Source organism: Pseudomonas guariconensis (assembly GCF_015680235.1).
Lineage (GTDB): Bacteria > Pseudomonadota > Gammaproteobacteria > Pseudomonadales > Pseudomonadaceae > Aquipseudomonas > Aquipseudomonas guariconensis_A.
This window is the reverse complement of the sequence record NZ_JADLJL010000052.1, coordinates 1-18,674: the sequence shown is the minus strand read 5'-3', so window position 1 is coordinate 18,674 and position 18,674 is coordinate 1. Positions and strand designations below refer to the sequence as shown.

General features: G+C 63.2%; 17 protein-coding genes. 9 read left to right on the top strand and 8 right to left on the bottom strand.

Annotated features, from left to right (window positions below):
• Positions 1–119: 119 nt before the first annotated feature.
• The 5 genes from IRZ56_RS22100 to IRZ56_RS22080 form a co-directional block, all read right to left on the bottom strand.
• On the bottom strand, positions 120–821 hold the full coding sequence (locus tag IRZ56_RS22100) for an ABC transporter ATP-binding protein (RefSeq protein WP_043215137.1): 702 nt from the start codon (positions 819–821) through the stop codon (positions 120–122).
• Positions 822–1,589 carry a high-affinity branched-chain amino acid ABC transporter ATP-binding protein LivG gene (livG, locus tag IRZ56_RS22095; protein ID WP_196146897.1) on the bottom strand — a complete coding sequence of 256 codons (768 nt, stop codon included), beginning with the start codon at positions 1,587–1,589 and terminating at the stop codon, positions 822–824. It lies immediately after the preceding gene.
• The gene (locus IRZ56_RS22090) at positions 1,586–2,842 is read right to left on the bottom strand and encodes a high-affinity branched-chain amino acid ABC transporter permease LivM (protein ID WP_196146896.1); all 1,257 of its coding nucleotides are present in this window, start codon (positions 2,840–2,842) and stop codon (positions 1,586–1,588) included. Before IRZ56_RS22090 ends, livG begins: the two co-directional genes overlap by 4 nt.
• The gene (livH, locus tag IRZ56_RS22085) at positions 2,839–3,762 is read right to left on the bottom strand and encodes a high-affinity branched-chain amino acid ABC transporter permease LivH (protein WP_084856094.1); all 924 of its coding nucleotides are present in this window, start codon (positions 3,760–3,762) and stop codon (positions 2,839–2,841) included. Before livH ends, IRZ56_RS22090 begins: the two co-directional genes overlap by 4 nt.
• 186 nt (positions 3,763–3,948) lie before the next feature.
• Positions 3,949–5,067 (bottom strand): branched-chain amino acid ABC transporter substrate-binding protein, encoded by a 1,119-nt coding sequence (locus IRZ56_RS22080; RefSeq protein ID WP_196146895.1) that lies wholly within the window; start codon positions 5,065–5,067, stop codon positions 3,949–3,951.
• Between the two features lie 357 nt (positions 5,068–5,424).
• On the opposite strand from IRZ56_RS22080, the gene IRZ56_RS22075 reads away from it, so the two are divergent.
• On the top strand, positions 5,425–5,730 hold the full coding sequence (locus IRZ56_RS22075; protein WP_196146894.1) for a DUF2288 domain-containing protein: 306 nt from the start codon (positions 5,425–5,427) through the stop codon (positions 5,728–5,730).
• Positions 5,731–5,963: 233 nt separating this feature from the next.
• On the top strand, positions 5,964–6,851 hold the full coding sequence (locus IRZ56_RS22070) for an NAD(P)-dependent oxidoreductase (protein ID WP_196146893.1): 888 nt from the start codon (positions 5,964–5,966) through the stop codon (positions 6,849–6,851).
• Here the strand turns inward: IRZ56_RS22070 and IRZ56_RS22065 are convergent.
• Positions 6,751–9,015, bottom strand: a complete 2,265-nt coding sequence (locus IRZ56_RS22065; RefSeq protein WP_196146892.1) for a putative bifunctional diguanylate cyclase/phosphodiesterase — start codon at positions 9,013–9,015, stop codon at positions 6,751–6,753. The two genes, IRZ56_RS22070 and IRZ56_RS22065, sit on opposite strands and share 101 nt — an antisense overlap.
• Before the next feature lie 273 nt (positions 9,016–9,288).
• Entirely contained in the window at positions 9,289–12,135 is a 2,847-nt protein-coding gene (gene rapA, locus IRZ56_RS22060) for an RNA polymerase-associated protein RapA (RefSeq protein ID WP_196146891.1), read from the bottom strand.
• A gap of 123 nt (positions 12,136–12,258) precedes the next feature.
• On the opposite strand from rapA, the gene IRZ56_RS22055 reads away from it, so the two are divergent.
• The 7 genes from IRZ56_RS22055 (at position 12,259) to IRZ56_RS22025 (ending at position 17,108) form a co-directional block, all read left to right on the top strand.
• Positions 12,259–12,954: a M949_RS01915 family surface polysaccharide biosynthesis protein gene (locus tag IRZ56_RS22055; protein WP_196146890.1), complete on the top strand. Its 696-nt coding sequence runs from the start codon at positions 12,259–12,261 to the stop codon at positions 12,952–12,954.
• A gap of 99 nt (positions 12,955–13,053) precedes the next feature.
• Positions 13,054–13,380 carry an aspartate-semialdehyde dehydrogenase gene (locus IRZ56_RS22050; protein ID WP_196146889.1) on the top strand — a complete coding sequence of 109 codons (327 nt, stop codon included), beginning with the start codon at positions 13,054–13,056 and terminating at the stop codon, positions 13,378–13,380.
• A 61-nt stretch (positions 13,381–13,441) separates the two neighbouring features.
• Positions 13,442–13,600, top strand: coding sequence for a hypothetical protein (locus IRZ56_RS22045; RefSeq protein WP_196146888.1), 159 nt, complete (start codon positions 13,442–13,444; stop codon positions 13,598–13,600).
• 135 nt (positions 13,601–13,735) lie between these two features.
• The gene (ccoM, locus tag IRZ56_RS23315) at positions 13,736–13,852 is read left to right on the top strand and encodes a cytochrome c oxidase subunit CcoM (protein ID WP_301178464.1); all 117 of its coding nucleotides are present in this window, start codon (positions 13,736–13,738) and stop codon (positions 13,850–13,852) included.
• A 192-nt stretch (positions 13,853–14,044) separates the two neighbouring features.
• Positions 14,045–16,033, top strand: coding sequence for an FUSC family protein (locus IRZ56_RS22035; protein ID WP_196146887.1), 1,989 nt, complete (start codon positions 14,045–14,047; stop codon positions 16,031–16,033).
• Complete coding sequence (locus IRZ56_RS22030; protein ID WP_084856114.1) at positions 16,020–16,226, top strand: DUF1656 domain-containing protein; 207 nt, start codon at positions 16,020–16,022, stop codon at positions 16,224–16,226. The genes IRZ56_RS22035 and IRZ56_RS22030 overlap by 14 nt, the downstream gene beginning before the upstream one ends.
• Positions 16,227–16,238: 12 nt before the next feature.
• Complete coding sequence (locus IRZ56_RS22025) at positions 16,239–17,108, top strand: HlyD family secretion protein (protein WP_196146886.1); 870 nt, start codon at positions 16,239–16,241, stop codon at positions 17,106–17,108.
• A gap of 3 nt (positions 17,109–17,111) precedes the next feature.
• Here the strand turns inward: IRZ56_RS22025 and IRZ56_RS22020 are convergent, their stop codons facing one another.
• Positions 17,112–18,314, bottom strand: a complete 1,203-nt coding sequence (locus tag IRZ56_RS22020; protein ID WP_196146885.1) for a sensor histidine kinase — start codon at positions 18,312–18,314, stop codon at positions 17,112–17,114.
• Positions 18,315–18,674 lie beyond the last annotated feature (360 nt).

Sequence of the window (18,674 nt, the reverse complement as noted above, 5' to 3'; positions counted from 1 at the left end):
TGAAGAGCCTTTTTTCAGCACAAAAACAAACGCCCCGAACAAGTCGGGGCGTTTGGTCTAGGGCCTATCAGTGTGTTTTCACACAGTCTGCGAAGGCCCTTTTTACCAACCCGTGGTGCTCAACCGCCCAGGTAGGCGTCGCGCACTTTCGGGTCTACCAGCAATGCTTCGCCGGTACCCTGCATCACCACCTTGCCGTTCTCCAGCACATAGGCGCGATCGGCGATCTTCAACGCCTGGTTGGCGTTCTGCTCCACCAGGAACACCGTCACGCCGTCGCGGCGTAGTTGTTCGATGATGTCGAAGATCTGCTGGATGATGATCGGCGCCAGGCCCAGGGACGGTTCGTCGAGCAACAGCAGCTTGGGCTTGCTCATCAGCGCCCGGCCGATGGCCAGCATCTGCTGCTCGCCGCCGGACATGGTGCCGCCACGCTGCACGTAGCGCTCCTTCAGGCGAGGGAACAGCTGCAGGACCTTGTCCAACTGCTCTTGGTAGTCGCCCTTGTTGGTGAAGAAGCCGCCCATCGCCAGGTTCTCTTCCACGGTCAGGCGGGCGAACACACGGCGGCCTTCCGGCACCACCGCGATGCTCTTGCGCATGATGTGCGAAGAGGGCTGGCCGACCAGCTCCTCACCCAGGTACTTGATGCTGCCACTGTGAGCCTGTGGTGAGCCACAGAGGGTCATCAGCAGGGTCGACTTGCCGGCGCCGTTGGCGCCGATCAGGGTGACGATCTCGCCTTGGTTGATCTCCACGTTGACACTGTGCAGCGCCTGGATCTTGCCGTAGAAGGTGGAAACGTTCTCGAACTTCAGCATTTACGCCTCCCCCAGGTAGGCCTTGATCACATCAGGGTTGCCGCGAATCTCTTCCGGCGTGCCATCGGCCAGGGGCGTGCCCTGGTTGATCACCACGATGTGGTCGGAAATGCTCATCACCAGCTTCATGTCGTGCTCGATCAGCAGCACGGTCACGTTGTGGGATTCGCGCAGGTAGGCGATCAGGGCCTTGAGGTCCTCGGTCTCCTTGGGGTTCAGGCCGGCGGCGGGTTCGTCGAGCATGATGATCCGGGGCTGGGTCATCATGCAGCGGGCGATTTCCAGGCGGCGCTGCTGGCCGTAGGCCAGGGTGCCGGCGGTACGGTTGGCGAACTCGGTCAGGTTGACCTTCTCCAGCCAGTACTGCGCGCGCTCCATGGCCTCCTTCTCGCTGCGGCTGAAGCTCGGTGTCTTGAACAGGCCGGCGAAGAAATTGGTGTTCAAATGGCGGTGCTGGGCGATCAGCAGGTTTTCCAGCGCGGTCATCTCCTTGAACAGGCGCACGTTCTGGAAAGTCCGTACCACGCCCTTGCGGGCGATCTGGTGGCCGGCCAGGCCCTGGATCGGCTGGCCATCGAGCAGGATGGTGCCGCCGCTGGGCTTGTAGAAGCCGGTCAGGCAGTTGAACACGGTGGTCTTGCCTGCACCGTTGGGGCCGATCAATGCCACCACCTGTTTTTCCTTGACGGTCAGGCCCACGCCGTTGACCGCCAACAAGCCGCCGAAGCGCATGCTCAGGCCGCTGACTTGCAGAATTTCGCGGCTCATCGACGCAGCTCCATATGGGGACGTTGCATGGGCAGCAGGCCCTGCGGACGCCAGATCATCATCAACACCATCAGCGCACCGAACATCAACATGCGGTACTCGCTGAACTCACGCATCAGCTCCGGCAGCAGGATCATCACGATGGCCGCGAGGATCACGCCCAACTGAGAGCCCATGCCGCCGAGCACGACGATGGCGAGGATGATCGCCGACTCGATGAAGGTGAACGACTCCGGTGTTACCAGCCCTTGGCGCGCAGCGAAGAAGCTGCCGGCGAAACCGGCGAAGCAGGCACCCAGGGTGAAGGCCGACAGCTTGATCACGGTCGGGTTCAGGCCCAGTGCACGACAGGCGATCTCGTCCTCGCGCAGCGCTTCCCAGGCGCGGCCGATCGGCATGCGCAGCAGGCGGTTGATCACGAACAGCGCCAGCAACGCCAGCAACAGGGCGACCAGGTAGAGGAAGATCACTTTGTTGATCGAGTTGTACTGCAGGCCGAAGAACTCATGGAAGGTCTGCATCCCTTCGGCGGCGCGACGTTCGAAGGTCAGGCCGAAGAAGGTCGGTTTCTCGATGTTGCTGATGCCGTTGGGGCCACCGGTCAGGCCGGTGAGGTTACGCAGGAACAGGCGGATGATCTCGCCAAAGCCCAGGGTCACGATCGCCAGGTAGTCACCCCGCAGGCGCAGCACCGGGAAGCCGAGCAGGAAGCCGAAGGTCGCCGCCATGAGGCCGGCGATCGGCAGGCAGATCCAGAAGCTCAGGCCGAAGTAGTGCGACAGCAGGGCGTAGCTGTAGGCGCCGACGGCGTAGAAGCCGACGTAGCCGAGGTCCAGCAGGCCCGCCAGGCCCACCACGATGTTCAGGCCAAGGCCCAGCAGCACGTAGATGAGGATCAGCGTGGCGATGTCGACCGCGCCCCGCGAGCCGAAGAACGGCCAGACCAGCGCCACCACGATCAGGCCCATGATGACCCAGCGCTGGGTCTTGGGCAGGGTCAGGTAGTTGGTGACCGACGCCGGAACCAGCTTGCGGTCGGAGCGCCCGCGCATCATTGCGCTCCACTGCTTGTCGAACAGCACGCGCAAGAACATCAGCACCGAGCAGATGGCGATGATCGAGAGGGTGAACGGCCCCTGGCTGTGAACCACCAGGTTGATGCCGTCGATGCTGAGCTTCAGGCCCAGCACCGGGAAGGCCACGGCCCAGACCAAGGCGACGCTGAACAGCGCCTGTTTGAGATTTCTGTTCATACTTTTTCAACCTCCGGACGGCCCAGGATGCCGGTCGGCCGGAACAGCAGGACAAGAACCAAGAGTCCGAATGCCACCACGTCCTTGTACTGGTCGCCGAAGATGTCGGCGCCGAAGGCTTCGGCCACGCCCAGCACCAGGCCACCGAGCATGGCGCCCGGGATACTGCCGATGCCGCCCAGAACCGCCGCGGTGAAGGCCTTCAGGCCCACCAGGAAACCGGCGTTGGGGTTGATCACCCCGTACTGCATGCTCAGCAGCACGGCCGCCACCGCCGCCAGCGCGGCACCGATGACGAAGGTCAGGGCGATGATGTTATTGGTGTTGATGCCCAGCAGGTTGGCCATCTTGATGTCCTCGGCGCAGGCACGGCAGGCGCGCCCCAGGCGGGAACGGGAGATGAACAGGGTCAGGCAGGTCATGGCTACCAGGGTGACCACGAACACCAGGATCTGCATGTAGGACACCAGCACTTCCTCGGCACCGCCTGGCCCGAAGGAGATGGATCCGGGAATCAGGTTGGGGATGGACTTGTCCTTGGAATCCTGCGAAAGCAGGACGGTGTTCTGCAGGAAGATCGACATGCCGATGGCGGAAATCAGCGGGATCAGGCGGTTGCTGTTGCGCAGGGGGCGGTAGGCAACCCGTTCGATGCTGTAGCCATAGGCACTGGTCACGACGATGGTGGCGATGAAGGCCACGGTCATCAGCAGGGGCAGCGAATCGATGCCCATCATGGCCAGGCCCGCCAGAGCGATGAAGGCCACGTAGGAACCGATCATGTACACCTCGCCGTGGGCGAAGTTGATCATGCCGATGATGCCGTACACCATGGTGTAGCCGATGGCGATCAAGGCATAGGTGCTGCCGATGGTCAATCCATTAACCAGTTGTTGGAAGAAATGGTAGATCTCAGGCATTACAGCGCTCCTAAAAACCTGATTTGCATTTCACTGGCAGGGGTACGGCCAGGAAACCGCGGGTGACGGTTTTAAGATTTTCAGGTGGGCCCGCCCCCGGATCGCGGGGATCAGGCCCATGAACCTCGTAAAACAAAGCCCACTGCTCGCACAGTGGGCTTTTACGGTCAGCTATTAGTCACGCAGTTACTGAGGGGAGACTTCGGTCTTCGGCTTGCCGAAGTGCCATTCGTAGACCACGAACTTGAAGTCTTTGAGGTCGCCCTTGTCGTCGAACGACAGGTCGCCGGTCGGGGTCTTGAAGGTGCCCTTGTGGATTGCCTCGGCCACTTTCTCGGCGTCGTCGCTGGAGCCGGCGGCCTTGATACCGTCAGCGATCACCTGGACGGCGGAGTAGGCCGGGAACACGAACGGACCGCTCGGGTCCTTGCCGTCGGCCTTGATGGCGTCGACGATGGCCTTGTTCGCCGGGTCGGCGTCGAACGACTTGGGCAGGGTGACCAGCAGGCCTTCGGAGGCATTCTGGGCGATCTGCGAAATGGAGTCGTTGCCGACGCCTTCCGGACCCATGAACTTGGCCTTCAGGCCTTTTTCCTGGGCTTGGCGCAGGATCAGGCCCAGCTCTGGGTGGTAGCCGCCGTAATAGACGAAGTCGACATTGTTCTGCTTGAGCTTCTGGATGATCGAGGAGAAGTCCTTGTCACCGGCGTTCAGGCCTTCGAAGACCGCGACTTTGACGTTCTTGCCTTCCAGGGTCTGTTTGACCGCGGTGGCGATACCTTCGCCGTACTGCTGCTTGTCGTGCAGGACCGCGACGATCTTCGGCTTGACGTGATCGGCGATGTAGTTGCCGGCGGCTGGGCCCTGGGCGCTGTCCAGGCCGATGGTGCGGAACACCAGCTTGTAGCCACGGGCGGTGATTTCCGGGCTGGTGGCAGCCGGGGTGATCATGATCACGCCTTCGTCTTCGTAGATATCGGACGCAGGCTGGGTGGAGCTGGAGCACAGGTGGCCGACCACGAACTTGACGCCGTCGTTGACCACTTTGTTGGCGACGGCCACGGCCTGTTTAGGGTCGCAGGCGTCGTCGTATTCCTTGGCTTCGAGCATCTTGCCGTCGATGCCACCCTTGGCGTTGATGTCCTTGATGGCCTGCTTGGCGCCAACGAACTGCATGTCGCCGTACTGGGTGACCGGACCGGTCTTGGGCCCGGCGATACCGATCTTGATGGTATCGGCGGCAAACGAATGGCTGGCGACCCCGGCCAGTACCATTGCGGCGAACAGCTTGGAAATCTTGATCATAGTGCTCCACTCATTCTGTTGTAATTCTTATAGTCCTGGCGGCCAGGGCTACAGATCGGGTGGTCTCCGGCACGGCCACGCCATGTCGCAAGCCCACCTTCCCCCGGAACATGTCCCGGAACTGTACCGGTACAGTGTAGAGCGCCCTTCGAGCGCTTGAAAAGCGGGCGAAAAGTGCCAGTTTCCCAGGGTGTCGCCTGATCGAAACAAAGATACAGAAAAGCGCCATTACTTTGCCTGCATCTTTGCCCCCACCCCACAACTTCGGGGTTAATCGATCAAATTACATATTTGAAACCGGGTTTTTCTGCAAAAATGCCGGCCTTTTTTCCTGGCCGAATTTTTTTGGAGCAACCCATGACCGATCAAGTAAGCACCCTCTATGCCAAATTGCTCGGCGAGACGGCAACCATCGAGTGGAAGGCACTGGAGCGTTTCTGGGCCAAGGGTGACCTGATTTGGGTCGACCCGAGCCTGGACCTCATCGCCGTTGCCGAGGCAATGGCCGAGAATCGCAGCGAGATCTTCGCCAAGTGGCGTGATGATGGCACTGTCGCGCCCGTTTCCGCGGAGCAGGCGCTCGACTTCCAGCGCCGTGATCCGCCGATCTGGGCGGTGGTGGTTTCGCCGTTCGTGGTGATGCAAGAAAAGAAAGCCCAGTGATGCTGCTCCGTTTTGGTGCGTGAAAATGCACAGAGCAGGGCAACGGATGCTTGTCGGCGTTCAGCCAAGGTGGCCGTTGGTAACAGTGGCTGGGAATTCGGCACTGCGGTAACAGTTTACGATATGCGTAATCAGGCTCTGTTCGTTACGCATGGGCCTGTGTGCCATGCGCGACAGCACGGCGATGTATGATCCGCCTCCGTGCTTCTTGTTCATCTGTTATGGAGTCGCTCATGAGTACTGCATTGCCTTCGCTGGGGTTCGCCGGGATCGGCCTGATGGGGTTGCCGATGTGTCGGCGCTTGCTGGCGGCGGGTTACCCCTTGACGGTATGGAACCGTAGCCCGGAAAAATGTGCCGAACTGGTGGCCGCTGGCGCACGGCTGGCCGCGACCCCTGCCGAGTTGTGCCGCGATACCGACATGGTGCTGCTGTGCCTGGCTGACACGGCGGTGGTGCGCGAGGTGGTGTTCGGCGAGGCAGGTGTCGCCGAAGGTGGGCACGAAGGGCAGTTGCTGGTGGACTTCTCCAGCCTGGAGCCGACCGCCACCCGTGAGATGGCCGCCGAGTTGGCGGCGCTGTGTGGCATGGCCTGGCTGGATGCCCCGGTGTCCGGTGGCACCCCGGGGGCCGAGGCGGGTACCCTGGCGATCATGGTCGGCGGCGAGCAGCAGGACTTGGAGCGCGCCCGCCCGGTGCTGTTGACGCTCGGGCAGCGGGTGACCCACATGGGCGCCGTCGGCGCAGGCCAGGTGACCAAGGCCTGCAACCAGATGATTGTCGCCTGCAATGCTCTGGTGATTGCCGAGGTGGTGGCCCTGGCCGAGCAGTCCGGTGTGGATGCGCGGTTGATCGCCGAGGCCCTGGCCGGAGGCTTCGCCGACTCCAAGCCGTTGCAGATCCTCGCGCCGCAGATGGCCGAGAGCCGCTTCGAGCCGATCAAATGGCATGTGCGCACGTTGCTCAAGGACCTGGATACCGCCGTGAAGTTTTCCCGCGAGCAGGGTTCGGCGACCCCGGTCAGTGGCCTTGCCGCGCAACTGATGCGCTTGCATGGTAGCCAGGGGTATCTGCAAAAAGATCCAGCGACCTTGGTCGAACTGTATCGCAACAAGGATTGAAGCCTGCGGCCTGGCAGTCGAGCCGCTCGAGGGTCGACCGCAGCTCGGCCAGCGCCACCGGGCGGCTGAGCAGGTAGCCCTGCAGGTAATCGCAACCATGGGCGGCGAGGAACGCGTGTTGTTCGAGGGTCTCGACGCCTTCGGTTACCACCTGCAGGTGCAGGGTGTGGGCCATGACGATGATGGCCTGAACGATCTCGCGGTCCTTCTGGCTGCCGGGTACTTCCTGGATGAACGATCGATCGATCTTCAGCACGTCCAGGGGCAGACGCTTGAGGTAAGCCAGCGATGAATAGCCCGTGCCGAAATCATCGATCGACAAGGCAACGCCCTGTGCGCGTACCCGCTTGAGCAGGCTGACGACCCGCTGGATATCGCCCATCAGCGCATTCTCGGTGACCTCCAACTCCAGGTACCTTGGAGCCAGGCCAGCCTCGAACAAGGCCATTTCCACTTCGTTGGGCAATACCTCGCGGCCCAGGGTCACGGCCGAGCAGTTGACCGTGACCTTGAGGTTGGCGTGGCCCTGGCGATGCAGCGAGGCCAGGTCCTTGCAGGCGCGGTGCAACACCCAAAGGTCGAGGTCGGCGATCAGGCCATTGGCCTCGGCGATGCCGATGAAGCGGTCCGGGCTCAGCAGGCCATGCTGGGGGTGTTGCCAGCGCACCAGGGCTTCCAGCTTGGCCACCTGGCCGTTGTGCAGGTCGAAGATCGGTTGGTAGTGCACGCACAAGCCACGCTCTTCGAGCAGCGCGATCCGCAGCTCCTCCTCCAGTTGCAACTCTAGCGTCGCGCGGGTCTTCAGGCTGTTGTTGAAGAAGTTCAGGCTGTTGCGACCGCAGCCTTTGGACTGGTAAAGCGCAAGGTCAGCGTTCTTGAGCAGTTCCTCGGCGGTGCGCCCGTCATCGGGGAAGATGCTGATGCCGATGCTGGTGGTCATGACCATGCGCCGGCCCCCCAGGTCGATCGGGTCCTTCATCCGCTGCATGATGCGCTGCGCCAGGTGGCGTGCCTCGTCACGGCTGTTGAGGCTGGTGACGATGCAGAATTCGTCGCCACCGAAGCGTGCCACCAGGTCGTGGTTGCGGGTAGCGGCCTTGATATGGCCGGCAATCACTTTGAGCAATTCATCGCCGGCGGCATGGCCGAGGCTGTCATTGATGCGCTTGAAGTGGTCGATATCGAGGAACATCACGGCCAGCATGCTTTCGTTGACCGAGAGTTCTGCCAGGCGCTCGGCGAATACCTGGTTGAACCCACGGCGGTTGACCAGGTTGGTCAGGGCATCGTAATGAGCCGCCTGTTGCAACGAAGCGCGGGCCTGGTCCAGCTGGCTGAGCAGCATGTTGACCCGGCGCAGGTCGTGCTCCTTGCTTTGCAGCTTGCGGTCCGCCAGGGCGGCACTGATGCTGCTGCCGCTGATCAACAGGGTGATGAAGGCCACGGTCAGGGCCAGTTGCAGGCTGTTGTCGACCGAAGGCAGGTGCAGGGCGCTGCCGGCCGGCACCACCAGGGTCATCGCAGCCATGCTGGCGAAGTGGGTCAGCAGCAGGCCGCCGCCCATGAGCAGGCTGGCCGCGTATTTGCTGGCCAGGTGCAGGGTGCCGCTGCCCTTGCTGAAAAAGCGCGCCATCAGCAAGGCCGCGAGGCTGGCCGCCATGGCGATGCCCAGCGAAGCCAATGACAGTTCGGGGTGATAGTACGGGCGTGCGCTGGTGTTCAGCGCTGCCATGCCCACGTAGTGCATTACCGTGACGCCCAGCCCGATGAACAGGGCACCCTTCACGTAATGGCGAGGGCGCATGTCGACGCGATCGAGGCTGTTCATCGTCAGCCAGGCGGTGAGCAGGGCGATCAGCAGCGACAGGCCGGTCAAGGGTACGTCGTAGCGCACGTCCACCGGTGCTTGCAGGGCCAATAGGCTAGTGAAGTGCAGCGCCCAGATGCCAGCCGCCAGGCAACAAGCGCCAAGCACACGCCATTGTCGACGGGCGGTGGGGTCTTCGCTTTGGCTCTGGCGCTCGGTCATGTCCAGGGTCGCGAAGCAGGCGATGCACGCAATCCCATAGGCAAGCAGCACCAAGAGGGGATCGTGGCGGCAGTCGAGGATGATTTGGCCGGTTGCCGGCAGCGTGTCGAACAGGTGCAGTCCCAACCACTCCATTGCTCGCCTCTTCGTCGAGTTCTCACTCGTCCCCAAAAAGCCGGAGGAGACTGTTCAGCAGCAGTATAGGAATGAGCGTTTAAGTCAGCCTGGTTAATGGCATTTTGATTTCAACCATTTGGATATTGGCTTGATAGCGGGGCGTTCTAAGGTGCGGGAGCGTTTTACGCCCCTTTCGCGGCATAAGGCCGCTCCTACAGGAGGCGAGGGCCGTCCTTGTAGAAGCGGCCTTGTGCCGCGATGGGCTGCAAAGCAGCCCTTTTTACCGCGCAATCAGCCGGCGACCAGCACGCGGATCGCCTCCAGGCGCAGGGCGGCCTTGTCGAGCATTGCCAGCCCGTCTTCACGCTGCTTGCGCAGGGCATCGATCTCGCTGTCACGCACGCTCGGGTTGACGGCCTTGAGCGCGGTCAGGCGAGCCAGTTCTTCGTCGGCCTGCGCTGCCAGGCGGCGCTGGGCCTCGGCCACACGCTCGACATGGGTCGGCATGACCTTGGCCTCGCCATCGGCGATACGCTTGGCCAGCACGTCACGCTGAGCCTGGACGAACTTGTTGGCGCTGGCCTTGGGCACGCTTTCCAGCTGGTCGTTGAGGGTTTCGAAGGCCACGCGCGGGGCCAGGTCGTTGCCGTTGGCATCGAGCAGGCAGCGCAGGGCGGCCGGAGGCAGATAACGGCCCAGCTGCAGGCTCCGCGGGGCTACCACCTCGCTGACATAGAGCAGCTCGAGCAGCACGGTGCCGGGCTTGAGCGCCTTGTTCTTGATCAGCGCCACGGCGGTGTTGCCCATGGAGCCGGACAGTACCAGGTCCATGCCGCCCTGGACCATCGGGTGCTCCCAGGTCAGGAACTGCATGTCCTCGCGCGACAGCGCCTGGTTGCGGTCGTAGGTGATGGTCACGCCTTCGTCGTCGCCCAGCGGGAAGCTGGCGTCGAGCATCTTCTCGCTCGGCTTGAGGATCAGGGCGTTTTCCGAATGGTCTTCGCTGTCGATGCCGAAGGCGTCGAACAGGGTCTCCATGTAGATCGGCAGGGCGAACTGGTCGTCCTGCTCGAGAATGTCCTCGACCAGCGCCTGGCCTTCGCCGGCACCGCCGGAGTTGAGCTCCAGCAAGCGGTCGCGGCCGGTGTGCAGCTCGGCTTCCAGGCGTTCACGCTCGGTTCGTGCCTCGCCCACCAGCGTCTCCCAGGCCTTGGCATCGCCGCCCTCGAGCAACGCCAACAGACGCGGGCCGAACTGGTGTTGCAGCGCGTTGCCGGTCGGGCAGGTGTTGAGGAAGGCGTTCAGGCCCAGGTGGTACCACTGGAACAGGCGCTCTTGCGGGCTGTCCTGCAGGTAGGGGATATGCAGTTCGATGGTGTGCTTCTGGCCGATCCGGTCGAGGCGGCCGATACGCTGCTCGAGCAGGTCCGGGTGCGCCGGCAGGTCGAACATCACCAAGTGATGGGCGAACTGGAAGTTGCGGCCTTCGCTGCCGATTTCCGAACAGATCAGTACCTGGGCGCCAAATTCCTCGTCGGCGAAGTAGGCGGCGGCACGGTCGCGCTCGAGGATGCTCATGCCTTCATGGAAGACCGTGGCCGGGATGCCGGAGCGTACGCGCAGGGCGTCTTCCAGGTCCATGGCGGTCTCGGCGTGGGCGCAGATCACCAGGACCTTGGTGCGCTTGAGCATCTTCAGGGTGTCGATCAGCCAGTCCACCCGCGGATCGAAACGCCACCAGCGTTCGTCGTCGCCGGCTTCGCCTTGGGCCTGGAAGGCCACTTCCGGGTACAACTCGGCACGTTCGCCGCTCGGCAGGTCGACGTATTGCTGCGGGTTGGGCAGCGGGTAGGGGTGCAACTGGCGCTCGGGGAAGCCCTGGATCGCCGCACGGGTGTTACGGAACAGCACGCGGCCGGTGCCATGGCGGTCGAGCAGTTCGCGGATCAGCCGTGCGCTGGCCTGGCTGTCGCCGTCACTGATCGCGCCTAGCAGTGCCTCGCCCTCGGCGCCAAGGAAGCCGGCGATGGTGGCATGGGCCTTGGGCGAAAGGCGGCCTTCGTCGAGCAGTTCCTGAACGGCTTCTGCCACCGGGCGATAGTGCTCGCTCTCGGCGCGGAAGGCGGCCAGGTCATGGAAGCGGTTGGGGTCGAGCAGGCGCAGGCGGGCGAAGTGGCTGTCCTGGCCCAGCTGCTCGGGGGTCGCGGTGAGCAGCAGCACGCCAGGTATGACCTGGGCCAGTTGCTCGACCAGGGTATATTCCGGGCTGGCCTGTTCTTCATGCCAGACCAGGTGGTGGGCTTCGTCGACCACCATCAGGTCCCAGCCCGCCGCGAACAGGGCGTCCTGGGCTTTCTCGTCGTCCACCAGCCATTCCAGCGCCACCAGGGCGAGCTGGGCGTCCTCGAACGGGTTGCTGGCGTCGCTTTCGATGAAGCGCTCGGCATCGAACAACGCCACCTGCAGGTTGAAGCGGCGGCGCATTTCCACCAACCACTGGTGCTGGAGGTTTTCCGGCACCAGTATCAGCACGCGGCTGGCGCGGCCATTGAGCAGCTGGCGATGGATCACCAGGCCGGCTTCGATGGTCTTGCCCAGGCCCACTTCGTCGGCCAGCAATACGCGCGGCGCGATCCGGTCGGCGACTTCGCGGGCGATGTGCAACTGGTGGGCGATAGGTTGCGCGCGGCAGCCGCCCAGGCCCCAGAGCGTCGACAGCATCTGCTTGCTGGTGTGTTGCAGGGTGTTGTAGCGCAGGGAGAACCAGGACAGCGGGTCGATCTGCCCGGCGAACAGGCGGTCGCTGGCCAGGCGGAACTGGATGAAGTTGGAAAGCTGGGTTTCCGGCAGCACGCGGGCTTGGTTATGCCCGTCGAGGCCGTGGTAGACCAGCAGCCCATCGGCATCCTCGACCTCGCGTACGGTCAGTTTCCAGCCTTCGAAATGCGTGATCTGATCGCCCGGCGAGAAACGCACGCGGGTCAGCGGCGCATTGCGCAGGGAATACTGGCGGGTGTCGCCAGTGGCCGGGTAGAGCACGGTCAACAGGCGGCCATCCTGCGCCAGGATGGTCCCCAGGCCGAGCTCGGCTTCGCTGTCGCTGATCCAGCGTTGCCCCGGTTGATACTGCTGCGCCATACTGCCTGAACTCCCGCGATGAAAAAGCCGACTATGTTAACGGATAGGGGCCGGTAGACCAAAGAATCTAGAGTCTAGCTGCTTCATCGACGAACAACGTGCTGCGACGAGGGCCCATACCACATGGCTGCAAAGCACCGCTGGTTGAACGCCTCCCTGGCCATGGGCAGCTTGCTGCTGTTGGCCGCCTGTGAACAGAAGAACTTCGAAACCCTGCCTGCGATCCCGGCTGAACAGCTGGAGGTATTGGGTGTGCGTACGCCGCTCAAGAGCGTGCACTTCCGTGACCGTGACGGCGAAGGGTTGCTGGTGCTCAGCCGGGTCGATGGCCAGGCCACCGATGCCGAGACCGAGCAAGAAGTGGACAAGGTCATGCTCAAGGCCACCCTGTATGGGCGCAATGCCGAGTCGGACGTGTTCACCCCGCGCTGGCAAATCGAGCAGGAAACCAGCTGCCCGGGGCTGGACCTGGACGTGGACTTCTACACCGATGTCAGCGACGCCAGCGACCTGAACAAGGACGGTGTCGCCGAACTCACCGTGGCCAGCCATGCCTTCTGTGGCGGTGGCATCGACCCGCACGACATCGCCATCGAGATGCGCGAAGGCCAGGCGGCCTACACCATCACTGGCCAGTCGCTGATCACCCCGGCCGGCGAAGAGCCGATTGGCGGCGAGCGGGAAGACAGTGCATCGTTGAAAAATGCACCGCAGGTGATACGCGAACATATGGATGCGGTGTGGCAGCAGGTCTACAAGCGGCCCTGGAGCGAAGCCAGCCCGCCGCCCGACGAGCCGTTGGGCGAAGACCTCGAGTAAAACCCGCCCGCCAGGTTGTGATGCACCGCACACTCCGATCGGCCGGTGCTCAAGTCCAAGCGATGACCGGCCGATACAGTGGCTACAGGAGACCCTTCCATGCTGCCGCCGATCATCCCGCTCAGTGCCGCACCGGTGACTTCGCAACAGGACCCGGTCAAACCGACTCCGGATATCCCTCCGGTGGTCCCGGCGCAGCCTGCTTCCACTGATGGCACCGTGGACCTCAAGCACCAGCGCGACCCTCAGGAGCAGGCCCTGTTGCTGCGCGAGGAGCAGCGTCGCCAGCAGCAACGTCGGCAGAAGGGCCAGGACGAGCGCTACAACGCCTTGCCCGGCGACGAGCTCAACGCCGACAACACCGTGCCGGTGGCTCCTCTGGGCGAACGCACCCGCCAGGGGTTGTTGGTGGACATCGAAGTCTGAGCTGGTCAGCACGGGCGCCAGGCTTCATCATGCAAGTCTCTGCTGTCAGTCGAGCCTGCCCATGAGCCAAGACAACCTGATCGATTTCGGTGCCGAACGCACCAAACGCATCCATGACCTCAAGGAAAAACGCCTGAACGAAGTACGCCAGGCGTTCGAGCAGGCCATGCCGCTGGGTAAGCCGAAGAAAAAGCCCAAGGGCAAGCCGAAGAAGCGCTGAAACTTGACGCAGGTCAACCCTGCGCCCGCCTCGCGTGCCCGCTCCAGGGCACCATTGACTCCGGTCAATTTTCTCTTCCCCCGTATTCGCTACCTTGCACCCATCGGACAACGGCAGACGAAACGGGAGGCCGACATGTTCTTCGACAATGTGGTTATCGCCGGTGTGGTAACGGTCGGGTTGATGTTGGTGTTCTTCGCCGGTCTGGGCATTTTCATCTGGAAGGACTCAAGCAAGCGCAAGCCGCGCTGATCCTTCCCGATTCATGAGCACGCAAGGCATTTAGGGCGACTTCGGTCGCCCATTTTTTTTGCCTGGAATTATCAACGCCTTGCGGCGGGTGTGTGGCTCAAAATGATGCTTAGCTAGCTAATTAATTCATCACGCTTTATCCTTGCGCCGTTGTCTATCTTTCTAACCATCACCGCCCGCAAGGTCCGATTCGTGCCCATTACCCTCCAGGCCCTGTTCGCACCCAGCAACCTCGCCCTCAAGTTCGCCATCAAGACCGTGCTTGGGGGTGGCCTGGCGTTGTGGCTGGCCATGCGTTGGGGGCTGGAACAACCTTCATGGGCGTTGATGACCGCGTTCATCGTCGCCCAGCCGCTTTCGGGCATGGTCGTGCAGAAGGGCCTGGCCCGCCTGGCCGGCACGCTGGTGGGCACGTTCATGTCGGTGGTGTTCATCGGCCTGTTCGCCCAGGCACCCTGGCTGTTCCTGTTGACCCTGGCGTTGTGGTTGGCGCTGTGTACAGCGGCCTCCACCCAATTGCGCAGCGCGTGGGCCTACTCGTTCGTACTGGCGGGCTACACCGTGGCGATCATCGCCTTGCCATCGATCAACCACCCTCTGCAGGTGTTCGACCAGGCGGTGGCACGCTGCACCGAGATCTGTCTGGGGATCGTCTGCGCCACGGCCACCAGCGCCTTGCTCTGGCCGATGCGGGTCGAGCAACAGCTTGCAGGCCAAGCGCGCCAGGCCTGGCACAACGGCTTGCAGGCCTCCAGCGCCATGCTGGGCGGCGAGGACGAGGCGCGCAAGGGCTTGCTGGAAATCCTCGGGCGGATCGTCGCCATCGATGCTCAGCGTGAACACGCCTGGTTCGAAGGCAACCGTGGCCGCCAGCGGGCCAGGGCGATTCGTGGGCTGAGCCAGAAGCTCATGGTGTTGTTGCGTATTTCACGCTCGGTGCGCCGCCAATGGCGTCAGCTCGATGAAGCCGAGGCCGATCGGCTGGCGCCTTGGCTGAACGAGGTGCGCGCACAACTGGCCGAGCCCGACTCGCCCAGCCTGCTGTTGTTGCGCCAGCGCATCTGGGATGCGGCCCACGATGAGCAGATCAGCTCGGCCGAACACTATTGCCTGGCGCGCATGGCCCTGTTGCTGGATATCGCCATGGCCGCGACCCAGGCCTTGCAGGACGCCGAACAGGGCAGGGCGCCGAAAGATGTGCCCCAGGGCCTGGCCGCGCACCGCGACTTACCGCTGGCATTGCTGTTCGGCTCACGCAGCGCCCTGGCCTTCCTGACCATGGCCGGTTTCTGGCTGGCCACCGCGTGGCCGGCGGCACCGGGCGGGTTGGTGCTGACTTGCGTCGTCTGCAGCCTGTTCGCCAGCCGCGAGAATGGCGCGCAGATCGGCCTGAGTTTCCTGCGCGGCATCCTGCTCGCCATTCCCGTGGCCTTTTTGGTCGGGCAGATCCTGCTGCCGCAATGGAGCAGTTTCGCCATGCTCTGCCTGGGGATGGGCGTACCGCTGTTCCTGGGCGCCTTGGGCATGGCGCATCCGCGCACCGGTGCAACCGCCACGTCCTATTGCCTGCATTTCATCGTGTTGGTGGCGCCGCTCAATACCATGCAGTTCGATGTCGCAACCATGCTCAACAGCGCCCAGGCCATGCTGCTGGGTGTCGGGGCCGCGGTGATGGCCTTCCGTCTGGTGGTGCTGCGCCACCCGGCCTGGCTCGGGCGTCGCCTGCGGGCGGCGACCCAGAGCGACCTGGTGCGCCTGACCCGGCGCGACCTGCGCGGTGCCGACAGCTGGTTCGGTGGACGTATGGCCGATCGTCTGATGCAACTGGCCCGGCACGCCAGTGAATTGCCCGAGGCCGAGCGCAAGCGCTGGGACGATGGTGTGCATGCACTGGACATCGGTGACGAGCTGGTGCACCTGCGCATGTGCCTGGCCGTGGCTCAGGCGCCGTTGGGGCCAGCCGAACGCCATTACCTGCAGCAGTTGGAAGCCGTGCTGGCCAGTGGGCCTGCACCAGGGCGTAGCCAGCGCCTGGATGCGGCGACCGAGCAATTCATCGAGGCGCTGCATCGTCAGCCACCTAGCGACCCGCTACGCCTGGCTGTTGGCGCGGCGCTGCAATTGCGTAGCAGCTGGGGCAAGTGGTGCGGTCGCCAGGAGGAAATCCATGGGCTTGCGTGAGTGGGCGCTGGGCGGTGTGCTGCTCAGCCCGTTTCTGATCTATGCATTGCTGGCGCTGCTGCTTACCGGCCTGCTGCGCCTGGTGGTGCAGGCCACGCCGCTGGGGCGGTGGATCTGGCACGAGGCGCTGTTCGATGCGGCATTGTTCGTTTGTGTCCTGTCCCTGGTGGTGCATGTCCTGGGGCCTTTGTAAGGAGTGATACCCATGCGTACAGCCGTACGTACCTTCGTTACCCTCTGCGTGGTGGCCATCGCCGTGTTCGCCGGTTATCACTTGTGGCAGTACTACATGCTCACGCCCTGGACCCGCGATGCGCGGGTGCGCGCGGATGTGGTGGTGATCGCCCCGGATGTGTCCGGTTGGGTGCGTGAGCTCAAGGTCCAGGACAACCAGCAAGTAAGGGCCGGCGATCTGCTCATGATCATCGATCGCGAGCGTTTCCAGGCCGCTTTCGACCAGGCCAACGCCGTGGCCGAGACCCGTGCCCATCAGTTGCGCCTGCGCGAGCGCGAGGCGGCGCGGCGCACGGCCTTGGGCCCGGATGCGATCAGCGCCGAACTGCGCGAGAACGCTCAGATCAACGCTGCCGTCGCCCGAGGCGAGTTGCATGAGGCGCAGGCACAATTGCACGTGGCCAGGATCAACCTGGAACGCAGCGAAGTAAGGGCCCCGCGCAGCGGGCACATCACCAACCTACGCCTGGCCCAGGGCAACTACGTCAACACCGGCCAATCGGTCATGGCCCTGGTGGATGACGCCACCTTCTATATCCAGGCGTATTTCGAAGAGACCAAGCTGCCGCGCATCCACGTCGGCGACCCGGTGAAAGTCTGGCTGATGGGCGCCGGCGAGGCGATCGACGGCCATGTGCAAAGCATCAGCCGTGGCATCACCGACACCAACAGCAACCCCGACAGCCAACTGTTGCCCGAGGTTGAACCGACATTCAACTGGGTGCGCCTGGCCCAGCGCATTCCGGTCCGTATCCGCCTGGACCATATTCCCCAGGGCATGATCCTCAGTGCCGGGATGACCGCCAGCGTGCAGGTGCATGAGGCGCAGGCCGAACGTTGAGCGTCATGGGAGCGTGCTGGCCGTTGACCGGGCGACGGGCAGGCGGAAGCTGAACAACGTCCCCACCTGGGCGTTCGATACAACCTCCATGGAACCGCCGTGGGCCAAGGCGATCTGGTTGGCTATATAAAGCCCCAGCCCCAGTCCTTGCTGTGACCTGCTGGACAGCGGCCGGGAAAAGGGCTGAAACAGCTGTGCCAGGGTCTGCGCCGGGATAGGCTCGCCCAGGTTGTGCACGCTGAGTACGAAGATACCGTCGTGCAGGGTCGCGGTGACGGTGACCGGCTCTTCGGCGGCACCATGGGCCAGGGCGTTGGCGATCAGGTTGGAGAGCAATTGGGCGATGCGTTCGCGGTCGCAGTGCAGCCCGCCGATGTCGCCGATGTTCAGCTGGATCCGCCGCTGTGGATGCACGCGCTGCAGCTCCGAGGCGACATGGGCCAGGGCCTCGCCCAGGTCATGGCAGGGTTGCTGGTTGATGGGGATGCCGCTGCCCAGGCGGCCACGGGCGAAGTCCAGCATGTCGCGCACCAGTTGGGCGGCGCGGTTGCCGGAGGTCTGGATATGGCGGGCGATGACGCGGTTGCGTTCGTCCTGCAGGCGCTGGACGAGCAACTCCGCCCCGGCAGTGATGGCGAACAATGGGTTGCGCAGGTCGTGGCCGAGCACCGCGATGAATTGCTCGCGTACCTCCGCCATGGCGCGTTCCTTCTGCAGGGCCAGCTCGGTGCGCTGGGCGCTTTCCTCGCTTTCTATCTGGATCGACAGCAGGCGGGCGAATGACTCCATCATGGGTTGGATGGCGCTGCCCTTGAGTGAGGTGGGCCTGGGGTCGAGGGCGCTGATGGTGCCGAAGAAACTGCCATCGGTGCGCAGCACCGGCACTGAGATATAGCTTTCGAAACGGTAGAGCCGGGGCGCGTGGTGCCGGGCGTACTGTTCGTCCTCGCTGGCCTGGTCGATCACGATGGTCTGGTGGCTGCTGCGGGTTTCCTGGCACAAGGTCGTGGTGACGTCGAGTTCGTCGCCAGGCTTGAGGCCCAGGCCCAGGTTGTCCAGTACGGCACAGGCGGTCCAACTGTTCTCGGTCACCCGTGCCACGGCGGCAAAGCGCATGCCGGTGGTCTCGCAGATGACCTGGAGGAGGGCGGGTACTGCGTTGATGCGGCCGATGATGGCGATGTCGGCGCTGATGGCGTTGGCCATGGCATGCAGTGTCCGTGGCGGTAAGAAGCATCAGTCTAGCGGGGCGTCAGAGGCGGGATACGAAAAGTTGGCGAACGGTCTTGGGTCGCCCTGAGTGTTGTGGCGTCTATCCGGCAAGCGCCTGCTCGCCTTAAGGTCCTCACACTAAATATTTCAAATAATTGAAATAAACGGTTGACGCCCTTCTGAATCCCCTTATAATGCGCCCCACTTCCGACGCAGTCGAAACGCAAAACTCCTTGAGATTCAATGAGTTGAACGGTTCAGGTGGTATCGGAAGGCTTCGGTCTCACAGATCGGCAGCGGTGAAAAAGGCAGTTGACAGCAGGTTTTAACGCTGTATGATTCGCCTCCCGCTAC